Annotated in this window: 22 protein-coding genes and 1 tRNA gene; 4 read left to right on the top strand and 19 right to left on the bottom strand. The window is 59.7% G+C overall.

Annotation, left to right across the window (positions count from 1 at the left end; all coding sequences use genetic code 11):
• Nucleotides 1-18 precede the first annotated feature (18 nt).
• Genes PSV05_RS10985 through PSV05_RS10960 form a run of 6 tightly spaced genes read right to left on the bottom strand, consistent with a single transcriptional unit; the run spans nt 19 to nt 5,601 of the window.
• Nucleotides 19-726 carry a F0F1 ATP synthase subunit A gene (locus tag PSV05_RS10985; protein ID WP_300065036.1) on the bottom strand — a complete coding sequence of 236 codons (708 nt, stop codon included), beginning with the start codon at nt 724-726 and terminating at the stop codon, nt 19-21.
• A complete protein-coding gene (locus PSV05_RS10980; protein ID WP_300065034.1) occupies nt 723-1,019 on the bottom strand; it encodes an ATP synthase subunit I in 297 nt (98 codons plus the stop codon). Before PSV05_RS10980 ends, PSV05_RS10985 begins: the two co-directional genes overlap by 4 nt.
• Nucleotides 1,020-1,023: 4 nt before the next feature.
• Nucleotides 1,024-1,362: an AtpZ/AtpI family protein gene (locus tag PSV05_RS10975; protein WP_300065032.1), complete on the bottom strand. Its 339-nt coding sequence runs from the start codon at nt 1,360-1,362 to the stop codon at nt 1,024-1,026.
• Nucleotides 1,352-1,744: a F0F1 ATP synthase subunit epsilon gene (locus tag PSV05_RS10970; RefSeq protein ID WP_300065030.1), complete on the bottom strand. Its 393-nt coding sequence runs from the start codon at nt 1,742-1,744 to the stop codon at nt 1,352-1,354. The genes PSV05_RS10975 and PSV05_RS10970 overlap by 11 nt, the downstream gene beginning before the upstream one ends.
• On the bottom strand, nt 1,734-3,206 hold the full coding sequence (gene atpD / locus PSV05_RS10965; protein WP_300065028.1) for a F0F1 ATP synthase subunit beta: 1,473 nt from the start codon (nt 3,204-3,206) through the stop codon (nt 1,734-1,736). The genes PSV05_RS10970 and atpD overlap by 11 nt, the downstream gene beginning before the upstream one ends.
• A gap of 4 nt (nt 3,207-3,210) precedes the next feature.
• A complete protein-coding gene (locus PSV05_RS10960) occupies nt 3,211-5,601 on the bottom strand; it encodes a phosphoketolase family protein (protein WP_300065026.1) in 2,391 nt (796 codons plus the stop codon).
• Between the two features lie 604 nt (nt 5,602-6,205).
• On the opposite strand from PSV05_RS10960, the gene PSV05_RS10955 reads away from it, so the two are divergent.
• Nucleotides 6,206-6,433 (top strand): hypothetical protein, encoded by a 228-nt coding sequence (locus tag PSV05_RS10955; RefSeq protein ID WP_300065024.1) that lies wholly within the window; start codon nt 6,206-6,208, stop codon nt 6,431-6,433.
• A gap of 312 nt (nt 6,434-6,745) precedes the next feature.
• Here PSV05_RS10955 and PSV05_RS10950 read toward each other — a convergent pair whose 3' ends face one another.
• The 11 genes from PSV05_RS10950 to PSV05_RS10900 all read right to left on the bottom strand — a co-directional run bounded on the left by PSV05_RS10950 (nt 6,746) and on the right by PSV05_RS10900 (nt 16,615).
• Nucleotides 6,746-7,354 carry a GNAT family N-acetyltransferase gene (locus PSV05_RS10950; RefSeq protein WP_300065023.1) on the bottom strand — a complete coding sequence of 203 codons (609 nt, stop codon included), beginning with the start codon at nt 7,352-7,354 and terminating at the stop codon, nt 6,746-6,748.
• 105 nt (nt 7,355-7,459) lie between these two features.
• Nucleotides 7,460-8,206, bottom strand: a complete 747-nt coding sequence (locus PSV05_RS10945) for an STAS/SEC14 domain-containing protein (RefSeq protein WP_300065021.1) — start codon at nt 8,204-8,206, stop codon at nt 7,460-7,462.
• Nucleotides 8,207-8,286: 80 nt separating this feature from the next.
• A complete protein-coding gene (locus PSV05_RS10940; RefSeq protein ID WP_300065019.1) occupies nt 8,287-8,619 on the bottom strand; it encodes an HPF/RaiA family ribosome-associated protein in 333 nt (110 codons plus the stop codon).
• 291 nt (nt 8,620-8,910) lie between these two features.
• Nucleotides 8,911-10,488 (bottom strand): sodium:proton antiporter, encoded by a 1,578-nt coding sequence (locus tag PSV05_RS10935; RefSeq protein WP_300065017.1) that lies wholly within the window; start codon nt 10,486-10,488, stop codon nt 8,911-8,913.
• Between the two features lie 57 nt (nt 10,489-10,545).
• Nucleotides 10,546-12,681, bottom strand: a complete 2,136-nt coding sequence (locus tag PSV05_RS10930) for a TonB-dependent receptor (protein ID WP_300065015.1) — start codon at nt 12,679-12,681, stop codon at nt 10,546-10,548.
• 5 nt (nt 12,682-12,686) lie between these two features.
• The gene (locus tag PSV05_RS10925) at nt 12,687-14,006 is read right to left on the bottom strand and encodes a sorbosone dehydrogenase family protein (RefSeq protein WP_300065013.1); all 1,320 of its coding nucleotides are present in this window, start codon (nt 14,004-14,006) and stop codon (nt 12,687-12,689) included.
• Nucleotides 13,999-14,442: a hypothetical protein gene (locus tag PSV05_RS10920; protein ID WP_300065011.1), complete on the bottom strand. Its 444-nt coding sequence runs from the start codon at nt 14,440-14,442 to the stop codon at nt 13,999-14,001. The genes PSV05_RS10925 and PSV05_RS10920 overlap by 8 nt, the downstream gene beginning before the upstream one ends.
• 225 nt (nt 14,443-14,667) lie before the next feature.
• Nucleotides 14,668-14,901, bottom strand: a complete 234-nt coding sequence (locus tag PSV05_RS10915; protein ID WP_300065009.1) for a hypothetical protein — start codon at nt 14,899-14,901, stop codon at nt 14,668-14,670.
• A 142-nt stretch (nt 14,902-15,043) separates the two neighbouring features.
• Nucleotides 15,044-15,853 (bottom strand): PQQ-binding-like beta-propeller repeat protein, encoded by an 810-nt coding sequence (locus PSV05_RS10910; protein ID WP_300065007.1) that lies wholly within the window; start codon nt 15,851-15,853, stop codon nt 15,044-15,046.
• On the bottom strand, nt 15,850-16,104 hold the full coding sequence (locus tag PSV05_RS10905; RefSeq protein WP_300065005.1) for a hypothetical protein: 255 nt from the start codon (nt 16,102-16,104) through the stop codon (nt 15,850-15,852). The genes PSV05_RS10910 and PSV05_RS10905 overlap by 4 nt, the downstream gene beginning before the upstream one ends.
• Nucleotides 16,105-16,267: 163 nt before the next feature.
• On the bottom strand, nt 16,268-16,615 hold the full coding sequence (locus tag PSV05_RS10900) for a cation transporter (protein WP_300065004.1): 348 nt from the start codon (nt 16,613-16,615) through the stop codon (nt 16,268-16,270).
• A gap of 256 nt (nt 16,616-16,871) precedes the next feature.
• On the opposite strand from PSV05_RS10900, the gene PSV05_RS10895 reads away from it, so the two are divergent.
• Nucleotides 16,872-17,243, top strand: coding sequence for an HU family DNA-binding protein (locus PSV05_RS10895; protein WP_300065003.1), 372 nt, complete (start codon nt 16,872-16,874; stop codon nt 17,241-17,243).
• Nucleotides 17,244-17,364: 121 nt separating this feature from the next.
• Here the strand turns inward: PSV05_RS10895 and PSV05_RS10890 are convergent, their stop codons facing one another.
• Both PSV05_RS10890 and PSV05_RS10880 read right to left on the bottom strand, forming a co-directional pair.
• Nucleotides 17,365-17,625: a hypothetical protein gene (locus tag PSV05_RS10890; protein ID WP_300065001.1), complete on the bottom strand. Its 261-nt coding sequence runs from the start codon at nt 17,623-17,625 to the stop codon at nt 17,365-17,367.
• A gap of 489 nt (nt 17,626-18,114) precedes the next feature.
• Nucleotides 18,115-18,190: transfer RNA gene (locus PSV05_RS10880), tRNA-Glu, on the bottom strand.
• 139 nt (nt 18,191-18,329) lie between these two features.
• On the opposite strand from PSV05_RS10880, the gene pcnB reads away from it, so the two are divergent.
• Together pcnB and folK are read left to right on the top strand one after the other, a co-directional pair.
• Nucleotides 18,330-19,718: a polynucleotide adenylyltransferase PcnB gene (gene pcnB / locus PSV05_RS10875; RefSeq protein ID WP_300064999.1), complete on the top strand. Its 1,389-nt coding sequence runs from the start codon at nt 18,330-18,332 to the stop codon at nt 19,716-19,718.
• A gap of 2 nt (nt 19,719-19,720) precedes the next feature.
• Nucleotides 19,721-20,203, top strand: a complete 483-nt coding sequence (gene folK / locus PSV05_RS10870; RefSeq protein ID WP_300065486.1) for a 2-amino-4-hydroxy-6-hydroxymethyldihydropteridine diphosphokinase — start codon at nt 19,721-19,723, stop codon at nt 20,201-20,203.
• The last annotated feature ends 3 nt before the right edge of the window (nt 20,204-20,206 follow it).

Here is a 20,206-nt window from a genome sequence, read left to right as displayed (position 1 = left end):
TTTAGGGGTATTGCGCTTTCAATGAATGGGTAAGGAGCGCACTGGCCGGGGTGGTTTGATTGTGCGCACAACAGTGGCAGCAGCGATGTAGACGGCTGCCAGAATGCTGAAGATGTACGCCTGGACCATGCCGGTGAGCAGGCCAAGCGCAGTCATCACGATCGGAAACAGAAATGGCGTGATCGTGAGCAGGATGGCGATGATCATCGTGCCGCTCATCATGTTTCCGAACAAACGCACGGCCAGGGCCAGTGTTCTGGACACCTCGCTGATGATGTTGAAGGGCAGCATGATTGGTGTGGGCTCGACATAGGTCTTCAGATAACCAAGGAAGCCCTGCTCGCGCATGCCGAACAGCGGCACCGCGACGAACACGCACAGCGCCAGTGCGGCAGTAGTGGAAAGTGAACCTGTCGGCGGTGTGTAGCCGGGAATCACGGTGCACAAACTGGCCGTGGCGACAAACAGGAACAAGGTGCCAATAAAACCCAGATAGCGTTCTGGATGGCTCAGGCCCACTTCCTGGATTTGCGTATTGATTCCGGTGACGATGATTTCCAGCGCGGCTTGCCAGCGCGATGTTTCGCCGTCGGTCGTCAGCTTGCGCGTGATGAGCTTGGAGCCAAGCGCCAACACCAGCATGAGCACCCACGTCGTGACGATCGTGCCATTGAGTACTACAAAGCCGTAGTGCCAGAAAATACTTTGGTCAGAGGTCAAGTTCATGGCGAAATTCGCAAGGGTTCGCTGGCGGTCTCTGGAGTGTGTTTACCGATGATCCGCGTCAGCAATGCGCGTGCTACGAGGAACCCGCCCATGCATGCCAGCAGAGGCTGCCATCCGCCTTGCAGGGCAAGGTAGAAGCCGCCCACTGCCACGACAGATCGCAACAGGAAGCTGACAAGTATCAACAGCGCCGGCTGCGGTGAAACCATGCTCCGGTTGACCGTCCACCATAGGCCGCCAAAAAAGAACGCGCCGAGAACTACACCTGCAAGCACGGCAAGCACCAGATACATGGCTTCAGTCATCGCGGTCCTCCGGTTGTTCATGCATGGCCTTGTCCTCTTGCGATATCCAGTGCCAGGCGTTGGCGCAACCAATGACAAGACCCGCCATCAGCAGTGCAAGCGTCCATGAATGCGTGCCGGGATGGTGGTGATCCCACCACATGCCGACCAACGCACCGAGAATCGTTGGGACTGCCACCGACCAACCGACAAGCCCGAACATCCCAAGCCCGGACCAGACCCCGGGTTTGCCTTCACGCTGCACCCTCAGCTTGCGCGCGATCTTCCGGCTTAGCTCGCTGTCGAGATGCGTCTCCTCATTCGGCGGGACGGGTTTCCGTTCATCGCTCATGACGGAATTCCACCAGCCGGCTCATCAGCCCGCTTTCCAATTTATCCATCGCGGCGCGCACGTTGCGCTGCTGTTCGTCAATGCTCAGGAACTCGCGCTTCACTGCATCCTGCAGCTCGGCGAGATTCTTGCCACCAATGGCGCGGCGTACGGATACCAGGACATCGTCACCGGCCTTCACCAGCATGCCCTCATCCACCGCGATATAGGCAAGCGCGTCCTCCTGCGTGGCGTAGGTCAGGATGCCGGGAACCAATGCGGCGGCGCAGTCCAGGCGATGCGGCAACAGGCCGAGCGAGCCATCACTGGTTTCCGCGACGATGCTCGAAACGTCGCTCTGTTCCAGGAAGAGGCCGTAGGGCAGCAGTACTTTAAGTTTCATGGGCGCTCACCGGTTCGGTCTTCGCTGGTGGCGTAGTAGCCGCCGCCGGTGGGGTGGGTGTGGCCGGTTTCATGGCCTCGTCGATCGCACCGATCATGTATAGCGCGCTCTCGGGGTAATCCTTGTATTCGTCGCGCAGGATGCGTTCGCAGCCATCCAGCGAATCCTGCAGGCTGACCAGCTTGCCCTTGACGCCACTGAATTGCTCGGTGGCGAAAAACGGCTGGGTCAGGAATCGTTCCAGTCGCCGGGCACGCGCGACGACGCTGCGATCCTCGGGCGAAAGTTGCTCCAAGCCAAGCATCGCCACCACATCCTTGAGATCGTCGTATTGCGCCAGCGTTCGTCGGATCTCCTGCGCCAGCTTGTAGTGTCGTTCGCCGACGATGCCGGGCGTGGCCATTTTGGAATTGGACTGCAGCAGGTCGATGGCCGGGTAGAGGCCTTCGCTCGCCCGCTTGCGCGACAGCACGATCGATGCGGACAGATGCGAAAAAACATGCGCGGCTGCCGGATCAGTCAGGTCATCCGCCGGCACATACACCGCCTGGATCGAGGTAATGGCGCCAGCCTTGGTATTGGCAATGCGCTCTTCCAGTCCCGACAGTTCCGTGCTCATCGTGGGCTGGTAGCCCAGGCGCGACGGCATCTGCCCCATCAAGCCGGAGACTTCCATCCCCGCCTGGATGAAGCGGAAGATGTTGTCGATCAGCAGCAGCACATCGCGATGTTCGTCATCACGGAAGTATTCGGCCATGGTCAGCGCAGTCGCGCCGACCCTGAATCGGCTCCCCGGCGGCTCGTTCATCTGGCCGAACACCATCACCATGTTTGGCAACACGCCGGCTGCCTTCATGTCGCGATAGAGTTCTTCGCCTTCGCGGCAGCGTTCGCCGATACCACAGAAAATACTCACACCTTGCTGATGCCCGACCATGTTGTGGATCATCTCGGTGAGCAACACGGTCTTGCCGACACCAGCGCCACCGAACAGGCCCGCCTTGCCGCCACGCTCCAGCGGCACCAGCACATCGATCGCCTTGATGCCGGTCTCGAAGATCTCCGATTTGGTGGAACGGTCAGACAATGGCGGTGGCGCGCGATGGACCGAACGCCACTGGACATCCATCGGCGCCGGTTGATGGTCGATGGCATTGCCGAACACATCGAACATGCGCGAAATGATCTGCTTGCCGACCGGCGCCTGCAACGGTCCACCGGTATCTTCTACCGGCATGCCCCGAGCTAGTCCCTGGGTTGGGGTCAACGCGATGCCGCGTACGCGCTGCGCGTCGAGTTGCGACATCACTTCGATGACGATCTGGTTCGAATCACCAGCATGCAGCAGCGAATAGATTGCCGGCAAGCCATCGGAAAATTCCACGTCGACGACGCTGCCGCGTACGGAAACGACCTTCCCGCGCCTGGTTGCAGCAGCCTTGGCGATATCCGGGTTCAACATCACTTCAAGCAGCAGCCGGTGTTCTTTCGGGCTGGACCTGCCACTTCCAGTTGCGGATTTCCGGCATGTCCTCGCCATGCTGGTCGATGTAATGCTTGTGCTCGATCAGCTTGTCGCGCATCTGCTGTTCAAGATAGGCACCCTTCGAGCCCAAGCCCGGCACGCGATCAACCACGTCCTGCACCAGGTGGTAGCGATCAAGGTCGTTTTGCACGCGCATGTCGAACGCGGTCGTGATGGTGCCTTCCTCCTTGTAGCCGCGCACATGCAATTCGTGATTGGTGCGTCGGTAGGTGAGCCGGTGGATCAGCCACGGGTAACCGTGGAAGGCAAAGATAATGTGTTTGTCGCGGGTAAACAGCGAGTCGTAGTCCGCGTCGTTCAATCCATGTGGATGTTCTGAACAGGACTGCAGTTTCATCAGGTCGACCACATTGACGACGCGCACCTTCAGGTCAGGCAGGTGCTCACGCAGGATCGAGACCGCGGCCAGCACTTCCAATGTCGGGGTATCGCCGCAGCAAGCCATCACCACGTCTGGTTCGCTGTCCTGATCATTGCTGGCCCATTGCCAGATACCAATGCCCTGCGTGCAATGCAGAACCGCGGCATCCATGGTCAGCCATTGCGGCAAGGCATGTTTCCCAGCCACCACCACGTTGACATAGTTCCTGCTGCGAAGGCAGTGATCCATCACCGACAACAGGCAGTTGGCATCCGGCGGCAGGTACGCGCGCACGATGTCGGCCTTCTTGTTGATCACGTGGTCAAGAAAGCCCGGGTCCTGGTGGGTGAAGCCGTTATGGTCCTGTTGCCAAACGTGTGAGGCGAGCAAATAGTTCAACGAGGCGATTGGTCGGCGCCACGGCAGCTCCTTGGTCACCTTGAGCCACTTTGCGTGCTGGCTGAACATCGAATCGATGATGCGGATGAAGGCTTCGTAGCTGTTGAACAGGCCGTGTCGGCCGGTCAGTAGATAGCCCTCCAGCCAGCCTTCGCACTGGTGCTCGCTCAGCATCGAGTCCACGACGCGTCCAGCGGGTGCGAGGAATTCGTCGTTGTCTTGCGTGCGCGCGTCCCACTGCCGGTCGGTGACCTCGAATACGGCGCCGAGCAGATTCGACATCGTCTCATCGGGGCCGAACAGGCGGAAATTGCGCTGCTCCTGATTGACCTGGGCCACATCGCGCAGGAATTTGCCCAGCACCAGCGTGTCCTGTGCATCCACTGCGCCGGGCGAAGCCACCTGCACGGCGTGCTCGCGGAAATCCGGCATGTGCAGATCCCGCAGCAGCAGGCCTCCGTTGGCGTGCGGATTGGCGCCCATGCGCCGATCACCTTTTGGCGCCAGCTCGGCCAATTCCGGCATCAGTTTGCCGGCCTCGTCAAACAGTTCTTCGGGCTTGTAGCTCTTCATCCAGCTTTCAAGCTGTCCCACATGGTCCGGATGCGCGGCATTGACCAGCAAAGGCACCTGATGCGATCGGAATGTGCCCTCGATCTGCAGGCCGTCAACGAACTTCGGCCCGGTCCAGCCCTTGGGCGAGCGCAGCACGATCATCGGCCAGCGCGGTCGTGCCGAATCGACCGATGTGCGTGCGGCCTGCTGGATCCGGCGAATGTCTTCGATGGCCGCGTCCAGGGTGTTGGCCATGAGTTCATGCATCGTGTCTGGATCGTCGCCTTCGACGAAGTAGGGCGTCCAGCCGCACCCGCGGAAAAACTGTTTCAGCTCGTCGTGATCGATGCGTGCCAATACCGTCGGGTTACTGATCTTGTAGCCATTCAGATGCAGGATCGGCAGCACGGCACCGTCGGTAGTGGGGTCGAGCAACTTGTTGGATTGCCATGCGGTCGCCAACGGACCCGTTTCCGCTTCGCCGTCGCCGACCACGCAGGCGACGATCAGGCCGGGATTGTCGAACGCAGCACCGAATGCGTGACTGAGCGAATAGCCGAGTTCTCCGCCTTCATGGATCGATCCCGGCGTCGTCGGTGCGACATGGCTGGAGATCCCGCCAGGAAACGAGAACTGCTTGAAGAATTTCTTCAGCCCGGCCTCGTCCTGGGTGACGTCCGGATAGACTTCGCTCCAAGTGCCTTCAAGGTAGACATTGCCGACGATCGCCGGGCCACCGTGACCAGGGCCTGCGACATAGAACATGTCGAGGTCGTATTTCCCGATCACGCGGTTCAGATGCACGTAGATGAAGTTCTGCCCGGGCGTGGTACCCCAATGGCCGACCACGAGTGGCTTGACGTGCGATAGCTTCAGTGGCTCTTTCAGCAGCGGATTGTCATACAGGTAAATCTGGCCGACCGACAGATAGTTGGCGGCGCGCCAGTAGGCGTCGATCCTGTGGAGCAGGTCTGGAGTCAGCGTGTGGGTTTCCATGGCAAGCGATCTCCGTGTGGGTCGATCCCGAGGATGCGAATGACGGGCTTCGTGACCATGAATTCTTCATCGGTGCGAATGACGCGGACATCAACTGTGCTTGCCGCAATCGATATGACATCTGCAATTTGCTGCGTACTTGTCCTGGACAAGCTCAGCGCCAAAAAAATTCCAGCCCTGTGCAAATGCGGGCCCTGACGACAGCGTCACCGCCTCGGCCGCTTGTACATCCAGCCTCTCGCACGCCCATGGCTTCGTAGCGGCGCGGGATCGGGAGCAATGCTTCAAACAGCGCGAACTTGATGCTCGACGACCCCTCGTTGATCATGAGGACAAGCGGGCTAGGGCGCGTCATGGATAACTCCGTACGAGTCACGTCATGGTCATCTCGGACTTGATCCGGCTGCACTTGGCGCTCCAGATCTGTCTTCGCGCAGGACGCTCATGGTGCATATCGAGCGCTTCATTGCCTCAGGACGACATCTGATTGCTGTGGATATCGCGCACAACCACATTGGTCGCCGACCATGGGGTTGCGGCCATGGCGGCCATTCTGGACTGATGGTGCGTAGACATCGTGTGATCGGGGCCGTGGCTCCGTGAAATGAGGCTTTTCATTCGCGAGACGATCCGGGAGAACGGGCTACCCCCGGATGTCGTCTCTCCCATTGGCGATGCCGATGGAGCACCGTTCGGGCTATGCCAGGATCCCACGCGGCTCTGGCCGGAGTTGGCGCAACGCGAGTGGAAAACGTCGTCGGTGAAGATTCCAGACCTCGGCTTCCCGAAGTCTTCGAGCCTGAACTCGATTGGCTTGCCGGCAGTGGGCTGAAAGCCTGAGCGGTACGTCCATTGATCCTGCATTTCGTGGCTCCCAGCCAATGTATCCAGCTTCCAGCTCGCAAGGAGGCCGCATTCTTGCGGCCAATCGCGAGATCCATCTTTGGCCATATCCGTATGGCGCAGCAGCAAGATCCTTCAACTTGATCGTGACCGACGGACGCGATTGTGTCTGTCTGCTACCGAACGTTGAGACGAAATGTTCAGCGATTGGGCGCAGTCGCGCAGGCGACGAAATCGATGCGATAGCACGCACCGGCGCCGGCTGGTGCGGTCATGAAGCACCGACGGGCGCCGAACGCAGCTACACGGTCGGTGCGTTCAGATCCAGGGTGTGCAGCACCTGCGTCGCATCGTCTGGATCCTGAGAGCGCACAAATCCGAGATGTTCGGCGAGTTCGCGCATCGCCTGATTATTCAGCGCATCCATCGAGTACATGTGCGAGATACCGTGCTGGCGCGCGACATCGATCAGGTGGTTCATGAGCAATGTCCCGAGCCCGCGGTTGTGCCAGTCGTCGCTGACTGCAACAGCGCATTCGCAGCTCACGCCATCACTGCTTGCGTAATAGCGACTCACGCCGATCTCGCGCTCAGCGGCACCATCGGAGATCAGGGCAACGAACGCGATTTCGCTCACATGGTTCACATGTGTGAATTGCCTGAGTAGTTTGGAATCCGGACTCTTGATCGACCCGAGAAAGCGATAGCGCCTGGACTGCGGTGACAATTGCTCGATGAAACGTCGTTCAATTTCCGCATCGTCGTCTCTTATCGCGCGAATCAGAACCGTCGTGCCATCGCGCAAGGTCTCGGTCCATTGCATGTCGTCAAGAATCGGATTGATCGATCCCGCGAGGGGCGATGCGACACTCCCGCCAACCGTTGATGCATCCTGAATATCACTGGCCATAGCTGTTCCTGCCTTCATCGAGATGATTTCTTCTGGAAGAATGCACTTGGTTCGACACGCTGTCCGTTCGGTAGCGCACCAAATCAAAGCAGCACCGACTCCGGTTCATCCGGACGAATCCCGCGCCCACGCAATTGCGTCCTCAAGTGCATCGTAAGGAAATGCTTTCAGCTCGGCCTTCACGAAATGCTCGGCAATGCGCGGTGCCAAGCTCGCCAACTTGCCATCTGTTGCCACGGCAACCCGGGCGACCTTCTGTTGGTGATTCCTGATGAAACGCATGTGCCTGAAGACGCCGCCCAAGTTTTGCCAGCCCGGAAACTCGCGAGCGTGGATGACGATTCCATGCAGGCTCCCATGGGCCTCGATCCAGGTGTCGGCGGTGAGCGCGATGGCATCGAAATCGGTTGCGCGTAGCGGGGCGCTGACGTCGACGACGATAACCCCGGATTCCAGAAGTAGCCTGTGCGACGTGGCAGCGCCTTCGGGGAGCGTGGCAAGCCATTGGATCGCTTTTTCGAGATCTTCGTTGCTGAAAACCTGGACAGGGCAAGGCAGGATGAACCCGACCAGCCGCGCGGACTCGCGAATCCAGGCAACGTCACTCACGATGGCGCAGCCGTCGAAGAGTCGCATCGAACGCAGGCCAAGCTTTGCGTCTTCCCACGCGGCGCTCGGAGTGTACCCGTCGAATTCCGTTCCCAACTGGTACAGGAAACGGATACGACGACCATCGCGGCGGGCGTCGTCCAGCATGGGTTCGAAGACGTTTTCGTAGTCCTCCTTGGTGACCTTCCCGACAGCTCTCAGACCCTCGATTCCGGCGGGAAGATTTTCCAGCCGTTCAAGCATGGCGGTTCTCCCTCTCATATCCCGCATCGCCCTCGACGTCGAAAGCGCTGTGCGGTTTTTCCTGATCGGCGTTGCAACGACTAGTGGTGCCTTCCTGGCTGCTCCAGCGTGTCATCGAGCGATCTTTTCAACTTGTTTGTTGCTCCGGCGATCGCCTGATCCAGGGTCGCCGCCGCGCACGTCACTGCGGTGGGCTGCTGCCCCTGAAGGCGGGCTTCCATCATGCAGCGTTTGTCGTTCTGGCCACTCTTGTCGCCGTTCTCGTCGCTGAGGTGTATCTCGAGCCGGGTGATATGCGCACTGAAGCGGTCGAGAGAACTCGCCACCGTTGCTTCAACGCGAGCTAGGAGAGCCTCGCGTCCTTCAATGTGGTCGTCTGTATTGACTTGGATTTGCATGAGCTTCCTATTCATCGAGTCAAATCTACTCGTGGTGTTCCTGGCGTTCCGTTCGGCGTCGTACATGGGCGGCACTGCGTGACATCAGAGCTTGACGAAGACGACGTTGCGCGTACGTGATGTCAAGCCGTGTTTGGCCACCCGGAGGTGGCTTCTTCTACCTAAATTCTCAACCCGACACTTCGTAGGTGGGCTTTTAGGCGGGTCTTAATAGTGCGTACTTCATAAGCCACTGATTTTACTGCCTGGATGGTGCTTTCTACGGGAATCGAAGCGGTGAGGCAGCGATTTGCCTCTGCGTCGGCATTAGTCCTCACCGACGCCGGTCAGCCGATCCGCTTCGCCGAGGGCGCCCATCATGTCGATGTCGAGTTCTGTTGCCAGGCGCTCTGAAAGGTTCTCGGACAGCCGCCCGCGCTGGCGGAGCAGATCAAGCTGGCGACGCTGCGCCGAGAGTGCGGCCATCAGCGCGCGATCCTCGTTCGGCTCGCGCTTGCCCAAGCCAGCCTTGGCGATGCCGATGTCCCCATCGCGGAGGCGTTGCAGTAGTCGCTGGCATTGTGCTTCGTCTAAATGGCCCTCTTTCCTGGCATGTGCGATCGCGACAATTCCCGCTCGGCGTGCGTTGCACCTGGCACGGTGTTCATCGCGTTCGTCGCGGCTCGCATCACCGACCCGGAGCCATCGCACGAGCGGCACCAAGGTGAGTCCCTGCAGCATCAATGTCGCGAAGATCACCGCGAACGTGATGACGATGATGCTGTCGCGCGTGCCGTTGTCACCTCCAATGGAGAACGGCAGCGCGAGCGCGAGGGCGAGTGACACGATGCCGCGCATGCCGGCCCAACCGAGCACCGTCCGTTCTCCCCACGTCGTCCGCGGGCTATCGTCGCCTCGCAGCGATTCGACGATTGGCGGGATCACGTACATCCACACCATGCGCAGTGCGATCACACCGCCGGCAACTGCTGCGCTGGCCGCGAGCAGTTCCCAGGGCGGGCGCGTGACGATGCTCTGACCCATGAGCAGTCCAAGCAGGAGAAATACCAGGCTGGTACTTGCGAACCTGATCGCACCCCACACGGTGCGCGCAGCGAGGCGGGCCGAAGCGCCTGAAATGCTGGTCGCGAAGTGACGCAGCATAAAGCCAAGTGTCACGACCGCGAGCACGCCGGATCCTCCAGTGCGCTCCGCTACGTGGTAGGCCAGATAAGGCGTGACCAGCGAGATCGCTACTTCCAGCGGCACGCTGTCGGCGTATTGTCGGAGCAGCTTGGCGGCCCAGCCCGCGGTGAGCCCGACCGCAATACCCAGGGGACCCGCTTTCGCCAGCGCCATGGCGGCGTCGCTCCATGAGAAGTAGCCGGTTGTCGCAGCCTTCAGTGCGATTCCATATGCAACGATCGCGATGGCGTCGTTGACCAGACCTTCGCCCTCGAGGATCACCACGAGGCGGTGGGAAAGACCGGTTTTGGCCGCGACTGTCGTTGCCGCGACCGGGTCTGGCGGTGCCACGATTGCACCGAGCACCAATGCCGCTGCCCATGGTAATCCCGCGACCACATGACCGAAAACTGCCGTCACAACTATGGTCGCGAGTACCAAGCCGATCGCGAGCAAGCCTATTGGCAACCGGTTGCGACGGAACGATTGCAGCGGCATGGCGTACGCCGCAACGGTAAGCAGCGGCGGAAGGAATGCGAACAGCACCAGGTCAGGCGGCATGCGGACGAGGGGCATTCCAGGGATCCAGTGCCACGCGATGCCTGCAGCAAGACCGCTGATGGCAAAAATTACCGGCGAAGGCGCGCGAAAACGGCGTGCCAGCAGGGTGGTTGCAACAACCAGCCCCAGGATCACGAACGCGGCGTCAATACGTGTCATGGCTGCGTGCTTGCGTACGCCACATGACCATCGAAATCACAGGTAGCCAAGTCGCGATCATGGCTGGTGCAGCGCCACTTTTATGCCGAGATAAAAAGTGCGACCCGCAGCGGGCTCGAAGCTCGCACCATTGGCCTGCCCGACGATGACCGAGCCGATGTATTTGAGATCGAACAGGTTATCGATTCGCGCAAACGAAGAAATCTGATGGCGTCCCGTATTCCACACGTACCCAGCGTTCACGCCAGCAATCGCGTAGCCCGGTGCACTGATCGTCCCGGCATCATTGGCCAATACCGCGTCGGCAGTGTCGACCTGCAGTCCTGCATGCCAGCCGAGTGCGCCACCCCAGCGCAAGCTCGCATTGAAGAATTGGCGCGGAACGCCGGGTATGCGCCCATTCGCAGGAACCGCACATCCATTCGACCCTCCGCAACTGCCAAATGCATCAAGGAAGCGCGCATCCAGGTACGTATAGGCCGTGTCCATCTCCCATGTGTCACCGAACGGCATGTTCAGGCCAATCTCGATGCCGCGACGACGCGAACTTCCGACGTTCTGGTAGGTCGTTCGTCCCCCCGAGTTGCTCAATACGCCAGTCTCATTGGCAGTATTGGCTTGGAACAGTGCAACTTCCAGTTTTGAACCTCCATCAAACAGCCACTTCGAACCCACCTCGGCATTGCCAGAGCGCGAAGGTTTCAGCGAGAAGTTCAAACCACTGCCGTTCTGGCGGTATCCCAATTCGCTGAAGGTCGGCGTCGCGAAACCAAGGCCATATGAGGCATACAAATGCCAGTCGGGACTCACGTTGAACATCACGCCGATGACAGGGGCGGTGGACACATACGACACGCACCCGCTGTCATCCGGATTGTTGGTCGTGATGTAACGGTCGCGTGAGCTGAAACGAACCACACTGTGGCGTGCGCCCGTGGTCAGCGACCAGCGCGGCGCGAAGTGCCAGCTGCCCTGCACGTACTGATCGACGTTGTAAACGTCATCCTGCTCGTTGCGTCGCAACGCCCCCACCACGCCAAGCGTTTGACCAATGAAATTTTCATGGCCCAGGCGCACCTGCTTTGAGCGGTCATAGGCAACTCCGGCGGCAAGATCAAGCGGCTCGCCGCCAAGACTGCCTTTCCATGTCCAGCGGAAGTCGGCCCCACCAAAAGTAGTGTCGAGATCGACCACCCCGCCAGAACTCAACGGATTGTTCTGGGCGCTGACCGGGACCGAAAGAAATTGTTGCACGCCGCGTGTGCCGTAATAGACCAAGAGGTTCACTGCCTGGTCATTACCCAGCGGTTGTGTGTACACCGCACCGACCTGATTTTGATGGACGCTCTTGCGGGTTTTATAGGTCAATGCAGATGGCGATGCTTGTCTCGGATTGGATTCGAATTGTTGCGCCGTCAGGCCCTGTGGGTCCAGCGCAAGCGGCATCGATACCGAATTCAACATTAGCGTCAGCTTACCGCTGTTGTCGAATTTGAAATCAAGCTTGCCATTGCTATTTATGCGCGATACGCGGCTGTAATCACGGTAGCCGTCGGTGTGGAAGTCGGAAAGGTCCGCGTTGTAGCCCATGTCGCCACGCGTCCCGCGGACACCGGCGTCGAGACGCCACATGCCATCGCTGCCGTGGCCGCTACTGCTGCGAAGGACAGGTGGGTCACTGCCGTCCGCGGTAAAGATCTGGATCACGCCGCCGGAGGAATTGCCGTACAGCGCCGAAAACGGTCCGCGCAAGACTTCGATGCGCTCGGCGCTGTCGAAATTGAAGTTTGATACCTGGCCTTGGCCATCCGGCATCGTCGCGGGAATGCCATCGGTATACAGGCGCACACCGCGCACACCGAACGTGGATCGCGAACCGAAGCCGCGGATCGATATTTGTTCATCCTGCGCGTAATTCTGGCGTTCGCGGGCTAGCACGCCCGGCACCTGGCGCAGGAATTCGGAAGCATTGATATTTGGCGTGTCAGCGTTGAGATTGCCGAGAGGCACCACGGTGATGGAAGCGGGCACGTCGAACGCTGGTTCCGCTATGCGGATTGCGGTGACCACAAGGGCAGGCAGGCTTTTCTGCGTGCCTGATGAATTGCGTTGCTGCGCCTGAGCAGCAGGCAAGGCCAGCAAGTACAGCGCCAATGCAGATGCGAGGCAGCGATACGCAGACCGGTCAGTCACGGCGTTTATCGGGTGGCCGATGACACCCGCCAGACAGAATTGCCGACATCATCCGCAATGACCAGCGCGCCTTCCTTGTCCAAGACCAGGCCCACCGGCGCGCCATAAAGGCTCTTGTCGTCCTCTGAGTGGAAGCCTGTGACGACAGGCACTGGTTTGCCGACAGGCTTGCCCTGGTCAAAACCGACGAACACCACCTGATAGCCACTCAAGGGAGATCGGTTCCAACTGCCGTGTTCGCTGATGAAGGCGCCGTTCTGGAATTTTGCCGGCAACGAGTTGCCAGTGGAGATCAGCAGGCCCAGCGGAGCTACATGTGAGCCAAGCGCATAGTCGGGCTTGATGGCACTCTTGACCAGGTCAGGACGTTGCGGCATGACGCGAGTGTCCACGTGCTGGCCGTAATAACTGTAAGGCCACCCATAAAAACCGCCTTCCTGCACCGAGGTCAGATAGTCCGGCACGAGATCAGGGCCGATCTCGTCGCGCTCGTTGACAATCGTCCAGAGCTTGCCGGTCGTAGGTTCCCATTGCAGCCCGGTGGGATTGCGAAGGCCTGAGGCATAAATGCGACTGCCACCGGTGGCGACATCCACCTCGAGGATGTCGGCGCGTCGGTATTCCACGGCCAACCCGTTCTCTGTGATGTTGCTGTTGGAACCGACGCCGACATAGAGCTTGCTTCCATCCGGACTGGCCAGCAGCGACTTGGTCCAATGGTGATTTATCGTGCTGGGCAAATCCGCAAATTCGACGCCGTGGGCGGTGATCTGCGTTTCCCCTGTGACATAGGGAAACTTCATGATGCGGTCGGTATCAGCGACATAAAGCGAGTCTCCAATCAGCTGGATGCCGAACGGCGAGTTCAGGTGCTCGATGAAGACATGCTTCTCCCATTCGCCGCTGGCGCCAGTTGCTCTTCTCAGTAACGTGATGCGGTTGCCACCTTCGCCACTCTTGCCGGAGCGCGACATCACCAATCCGGCGATCATCTGCTTCGGCGTGGTGACAGGTTCGGTGCCGGGGCCATTCGCTTCGACCACCAATACGTCTTCGTTGGGCAGGACGAGGATCTGACGTGGGTGCTTCAAGCCACTGGCAATCCTCTCAATTACCAATCCATCAGCCACTTTCGGGGTCTGGCCTTGCTTCCAGTCCGCTTTTGCAGGTACCTGCATCGGTGGCGTCAGGAATCGCTGGGGCGGTGGCAAACGAGGATCATCGCCTGCCTGCTGAACAGGGCTCAAGGATGCTTTTTGGTTGCACCCGCCCAGGAATGCCAGACACGCCAAGGCGAGGGCGGCAGGAACGATGATCTTACTCATGGACGTAATCCCCCGCGGTGGCTGGGCGCATGGCAGGCAAGATGTGCGCGATCGACAACAGGATCACCGTGACCAGCGACAGCCAAACGGCGGTGGGCACTACTTCGTAGGCATCACGCGTATGCACGAATGCGTTGAAAATCGCTGCGATGATGGCGAACAGGTTAAGCCAGAAATCAAGTCGGTCCGCCGTTGTAGCGAATTTCCGCGAAGTGAACCAAACCTGCACCAGATTGATGAAGCGGGGTATCACCGCAAACAGCAGGCCGATCGTCACCAACCAGTCAGCACTCTTGCCCCACATCACGACCGCCGTGTTTGCATAGATGATGTCGAAGATCAGGGCAGCGACAAAAAATCCAAAGGCAATGGGATTGAGCAGGGCATAGATGGCATTCGCAAGCGCAGAGCGATGCGGTGCGTTGATGGGATTCATGTGGGTCGACCTCCGTGAAATAAAACGGATCGATCTGTGCAGCAATACCTGGATGGACGGCCCAGATCAATTGACTTGTCACTACGACGGTTCAGGCTCATTGGCCAGATGCGTGGCCGTACAGAAGTTTTATTCTGCGACTCAAGGCGTGAAAAGCTCGTTCACGAAAACAAGTGTTGCAGCGACCTTCCGCGAAGCAAAGGCAATGCTGATCACTGATGCCGACTATTGCTTGGGTAGTGCGTACACCACGATTTGGTCGCCAACCTGATCCTTCAGGATGGTGTTGCCACCGGCCACGAATGCCACGTATTCGCGCCCCTTGTATTCATAGACTGACGGGTTGGCGACCGCAGGTGCCTGCGTCTGATCTGACCAGAGTTCCAGTTTCCTCGACTGATCGAGCCGTGATTTTGGCCTGGTCGGGAACGGCTGCGTCGGCGATAGTTTTTCACCCATTACAGAACCGTCACCGCTGGGAACCGGCCGTTCCTCGATCGGCTAGACGTCCTCGCCGGTCTTGCGATTGACGACGAACAGGAGCCCATCTTGGTGGCCTGGATCAGCGCGGGGATGCGTATGCCGGCGACCGTCATGTCCATCAGTGTCGGCGCCGAGTTGATGTCGTAATCCAAGACGTCGTGATGCAACCATTGCCGCGACCAGATAACCCTGCCAGTCTCGACGTCCAGTGCGGTAGTAGACGTCGCCAGTGGTGCTGCTTCTGTCCGGTTGCCACCCCAGTAGTTGGGTGATGGGGACGAGACAGGCAGATACACGAGACCAAGTTTTCTGTCGGCCGACATCTGGGTACGGACGTTGGCGGTACCGCTCTTCTTGCGCATCTCATCGGACAGCGCTTGGAAGGCCCATTCGCGCTTTCCGGTACGTGCATTGATTGACCACACGGTGCCGGGGGCCTTCTCGAAAGCCCAATCCTTGCCGGCCTAGCCGAGATCAGGTGATCGCCGACGACGGTCGGCGGCTGCAGCAGCGACAGCGGCCATTTGTCGTGAGTGGTGTTCCATTGATTGACGTTGAGCACGCCATCGTTGGCAAAGCCGGCGCATTTCTTGCCCGTATCTGCGTCCAGCGCGAACAGCCGTGCGTCCATCGTTCCCATATAGACGATCTTCTGGCACGGCATACGCGTTACCGGATCGTCCGTAGCCCAGAAAGCGACGCCACGATTTTTCAGGACAGGCTGGGTCAGCGCCTTGAGCGGCGTATGCGTATCGAAGCTCCATTTCTGCTTGCCGGTCGCCGGATCCAACGCGATCAGGCGATAGAACGGCGTGCCGATGTAGAGCGTGTTGTTGGCAGAAATCGGCGTAGCCGACCAAACCGTCGCCGGTACATTGCCACTGCCGTCAGATAGGTCCCTGGTATGGGACTCCCAGACCTTCTTCAAATGGCCGACATTTTCTGCGGTGATTTGATTGAGATGGCTGTAATTTGGGCATTCAACTGGCCATGGAAACTGTCCCAGGTTGGCTGGTTCGGTACCAGCGGGACATTCTTGTCGGTCTGGCTGGCGGCCGTGGCATCAACTGCCTGTGGCACACGCTGCGGCTGCGCTAACACCCACGTCGAGATTGTCATCAGGAGGAGCGCTGCACCTGCACTGGCAGTTGTGGTGAGAATTTTCGTGGAGTTCTTCATGGTGGGCACGGTTTGAGTCCTCATGAGTAGGCGGCGCAGTTCACACCAGATGGCCGTATCCCATCAAGGATCAGGCCGACAAGACCAACGCCCATCGCCACGCAGACCCACCATTGATGGAGCAAGAGGGCGACGAAACAGGTGCCGGCAAGAGCGAGCACGATCAGCACGCGCAGCACAACTTGCACGGTGCTGCGCTCGTGGCCCCGAGAACTGCCGCCATGACCGCCAGTGCCGCACAGACCAAGATGACCGCCAGCGCGCCGAGCGCGAAGACCAAGAGTGCGACCATGAAGCTCCAGAAATACAATTCACGCCCGTAACCGAAGGGGTGCGTGGCGTCCGCCGGCTTGGCCGCCCGCCTGAGACCGTAGAGCAGCAGTAGCTCGTTGGCGCTATCCACCAGCGAGTGAATACCTTCGCTGAGCATCGCTGAGCTGCCGGTGTATGCAGCAGCGGCGAACTTGGTGATGGCGATGGCGACATTGCCTGCCAGCGCGGCATAGACCACTTACTTCGAGGTCCCAGGGGCGGACATAGACGAGATCCCAGATGTCAATAAGCCAATTCCAGCATGGAGCCGGTGAATGTTCACTCAAAAGCAGTGGTAGTGGGCAGCCGTACGCAAGCTGTCGGTGAAGGAAACCATGGACGCGCGGAACGACCAGCGCATTGCCACCAGCAATGATTATTAGATGACACACCGCCCGAACGGTGATCCAATCCTCTACATCGCATCTAGACAACAATCCTGAGGAGGATTACGGATGGCAACGAAGAAAGCGGCTCCGGCCAAGAAAAGCGCAACCAAGGGAGTTGCTCCCAAGCCAATTAAGGAAGCATTGACAAAATCAGGCTTGATCGCGCACATCGCTGAAGTCAGTGGGGTTGCCGCGAAGGACGTACGTGCCGTGCTCGCCACGCTGGAAGGCGCAATCAGTGGTTCCGTCTCCAAGAAGGGTGTTGGCCAATTCACCCTGCCTGGCATGATGAAGATCACCGCCTCGAAAGTCCCGGCAAAGCCGAGGCGCAAGGGCATCAACCCGTTTACCAAGGAAGAAGTGTGGTTTGCCGCCAAGCCTGCCTCGATCAAGCTGAAGGTGCGTCCACTCAAGAAGCTCAAGGACGCTGCCGCCTGATCTTGTCGATACGCACAACAGAAGACATGGATGGTGGCCTGCGGGTGCTCGTGGCAATTGCTGGCGAGCACCTAGTAGTGCGGGTTTCTTTGCGCAGTGAGCCTGCGGCGATCAATCTGGACTAGATACTACTGCCGACGCCACCGCCATCTCCGCCTTCACCGTCGGCCCCAGGTGGGGCAAGATCAGGGCGAATGCCAGACGGAACGTCTTCCGATTTCACTTGCTTCAGAAATTCCGCATCGCGTTTGACTTTGTCGGCATTCGTCTGGCTGTTGGCGGATTCGTGGTTGGTCGGGTTGGACATATGCTTAACCTGCGAATTCGTGGGTGGATTCTCAGGATAAATCCAGTCGCGTGAATGCAGCGGGAGGGTATCCATCCAACCCTTTCAATGCACTAGCCGCGCGCTACCTCTGGCCGTTAGCAGCGAACGGCCGTTTCCGACCTATTCCGTTGAAAAACTCGGTTGTGTTGCCCGAGCACAACGCATCGCAAGATCGCGCGCCAGATCAACGAAGCAGCACGCGACGTGGCCCGCCAGATCGCGACCACACTGCGATACAAACAGATCAGGGATGCCTTTGCCCGCAGCATGGTGTGCGTTCCATACGAGCCGCTGTCGAGCCCGATCTCGCGAATGCAGCGATGCACGATGAGTGAGTACTGGCGCGTAGACGTAGGCAAGTGCAGGGACCTGGCGACTCGGACGGGGAATACTAAAGTCAGAGGCGCGAATAGGACGTCCCAGACATCCATAAGTGATGAAGCCACCCGGAGGTGGCTTCATCGTTTCTTTACCAACCAACCAACGATTCGTAGGTGGGTTTCATCCGTGAAATTTCATAAGTAACTGATTTTACAAAATTTATGGTGCTCCCTACGGGATTCGAACCCGTGTTTTAGCCTTGAGAGGGCCACGTCCTGGGCCTCTAGACGAAGGGAGCAGTGTCGAAGCTCGCGCTTCGCCGGTTGGACGACCGGTACGGTGGCGGCTGGGCCGGGCACCGAGCTTGCTAGTATAGAAGCCCGCGCTTGCCACTGGCAATCGCCCGACAGCCTTCTGGAGCGGCACTGCCGCAACGCATGACCGACAACGCCACGTACAGCACACCCCCATTGCCCGAATCGCGCACGATCACTCGGGATCAACACGGCATCTCGCGCAAGCAGATGAGTCCGAACGCACTGCGCGTGCTCTACCGGCTGCGCGAGGGTGGCTTCGGCGGTTACCTGGTCGGTGGCGCAGTGCGCGACCTGCTCGCGGGTGGATCGCCCAAGGATTTCGATGTCGCCACCGACGCGACGCCTGAGCAGGTCAAGTCGTTGTTCCGCAATTGCCGCCTGATCGGTCGCCGCTTCCGTTTGGCTCACGTGGTTTACGGGCGCGAGATCATCGAAGTGGCCACGTTCCGCGCCAATGGCGGTGAGGATGTCGAAGGGGATCGCCAAGTCCATGCCGATGGCAGGCTGTTGCGCGACAACATCTACGGCAGCATCGAGGAGGATGCGATCCGCCGCGACTTCACAGCCAATGCGCTGTATTACACGGTCGAGGATTTCTCGGTACGCGACTACACGGGCGGCTATGCGGATGTGGAGGCGAAGTTGTTGCGCCTGATCGGTGATCCAGAAGCCCGCTATCGCGAGGATCCGGTACGCATGCTGCGCGCTGCCAGACTGGCGGCGAAACTCGGTTTCACCATCGAGGCTGCCACTGCCGAACCAATCCCGCGACTCGCACCGCTGCTGGCCGAATCTGCGCCAGCGCGGCTGTTCGAGGAAACCCTCAAGATGTTCCTGTCTGGCCATGCTGTGGCCAGCTTCGAATTGCTCGAAGCCAATGGGCTGCTGCCTGCGCTGTTTCCGGAAACCGCGCAGGCGCTGGCATCGAACAAGTCCGGTGCGCTGCGCCGAATGGTCATCGACGGCCTGGGCAATACCGACCGTCGTGTCGCCGCGGACGAGCCGGTCTCGCCGGCCTTCCTGTATGCAGTGTTGCTGTGGCCGGCCTATTGCCGCGCGCTGGCATTGCTGCAGGCGCAGGGCGTGCATGCGGTCGAGGCGCAACGCCGCGCCGCCGATCGGGTCACCCTGCACCAGGTTTCGCGCACAGCCCTGCCGCGCCGGTTCTCGCTGCCGATGCAGGAGATCTGGCTGCTGCAGCCGCGGTTCTCGTTGCGCCAACGCAAGCGGATAACGCGCCTGCTTGCGCATCCACGTTTCCGCGCAGCCTTCGACTTCCTCGAACTGCGCCTGTCGGCATCGAATGCGCATGCCGACGATGTCGCGTTCTGGCGCGAGGCGCAGTTGCACCCGGCCGAAGCAGGGGTGGTCGGGAATGGACCTGCATCAGATGCCGAGATGCTTGATGACGCGCTCGAGCAAGCCAGCGATGAAGGCGAGCCGGGCGCACCACGCAAGCGTCGCCGCCGTCGCCGTCGCAACGGCGCGGAAAACTCCGAATCCGCGTGAGCATCGTTGCGGTCGTTGGCCTGGGTGCGAACCTGGGCGATGCCGAGGCGAGCGTGCATGGCGCGATCGTCGTGCTCGACCTGTTGCCGGCAACACGCCTGCTGCGCGCATCGAAGTTGTATCGCACGCCTGCGTGGGGTCAGACCGAACAGCCGGATTTCATCAACGCGGTGGTCATGCTCGAAACCGGGCTTGGCGCGCGCGCTTTGCTTGATCGCCTGCTTGCGATCGAGCGCGACTGCGGCCGCATCCGCACGGCGGGCGAACGCTGGGGGCCACGCACGCTGGACCTGGACTTGCTGTTGTTTGGCGACGAGGTGATCAATGAGCCCGGCCTGCAGGTGCCGCATCCGCACCTGCACGAGCGCGCATTCGTCTTGTTGCCGCTGGCGGAAATAGCCCCCGAACTGCCCATTCCCGGTATCGGCATCGTGGGCGAACTGGCCGCCATGATGGCGAGCGACGGCATCGAAGCGATACCTTAGACG

Source organism: Thermomonas sp., assembly GCF_029945965.1.
GTDB lineage: Bacteria > Pseudomonadota > Gammaproteobacteria > Xanthomonadales > Xanthomonadaceae > Thermomonas.
This window is presented reverse-complemented; position numbering and strand designations above follow the sequence as displayed.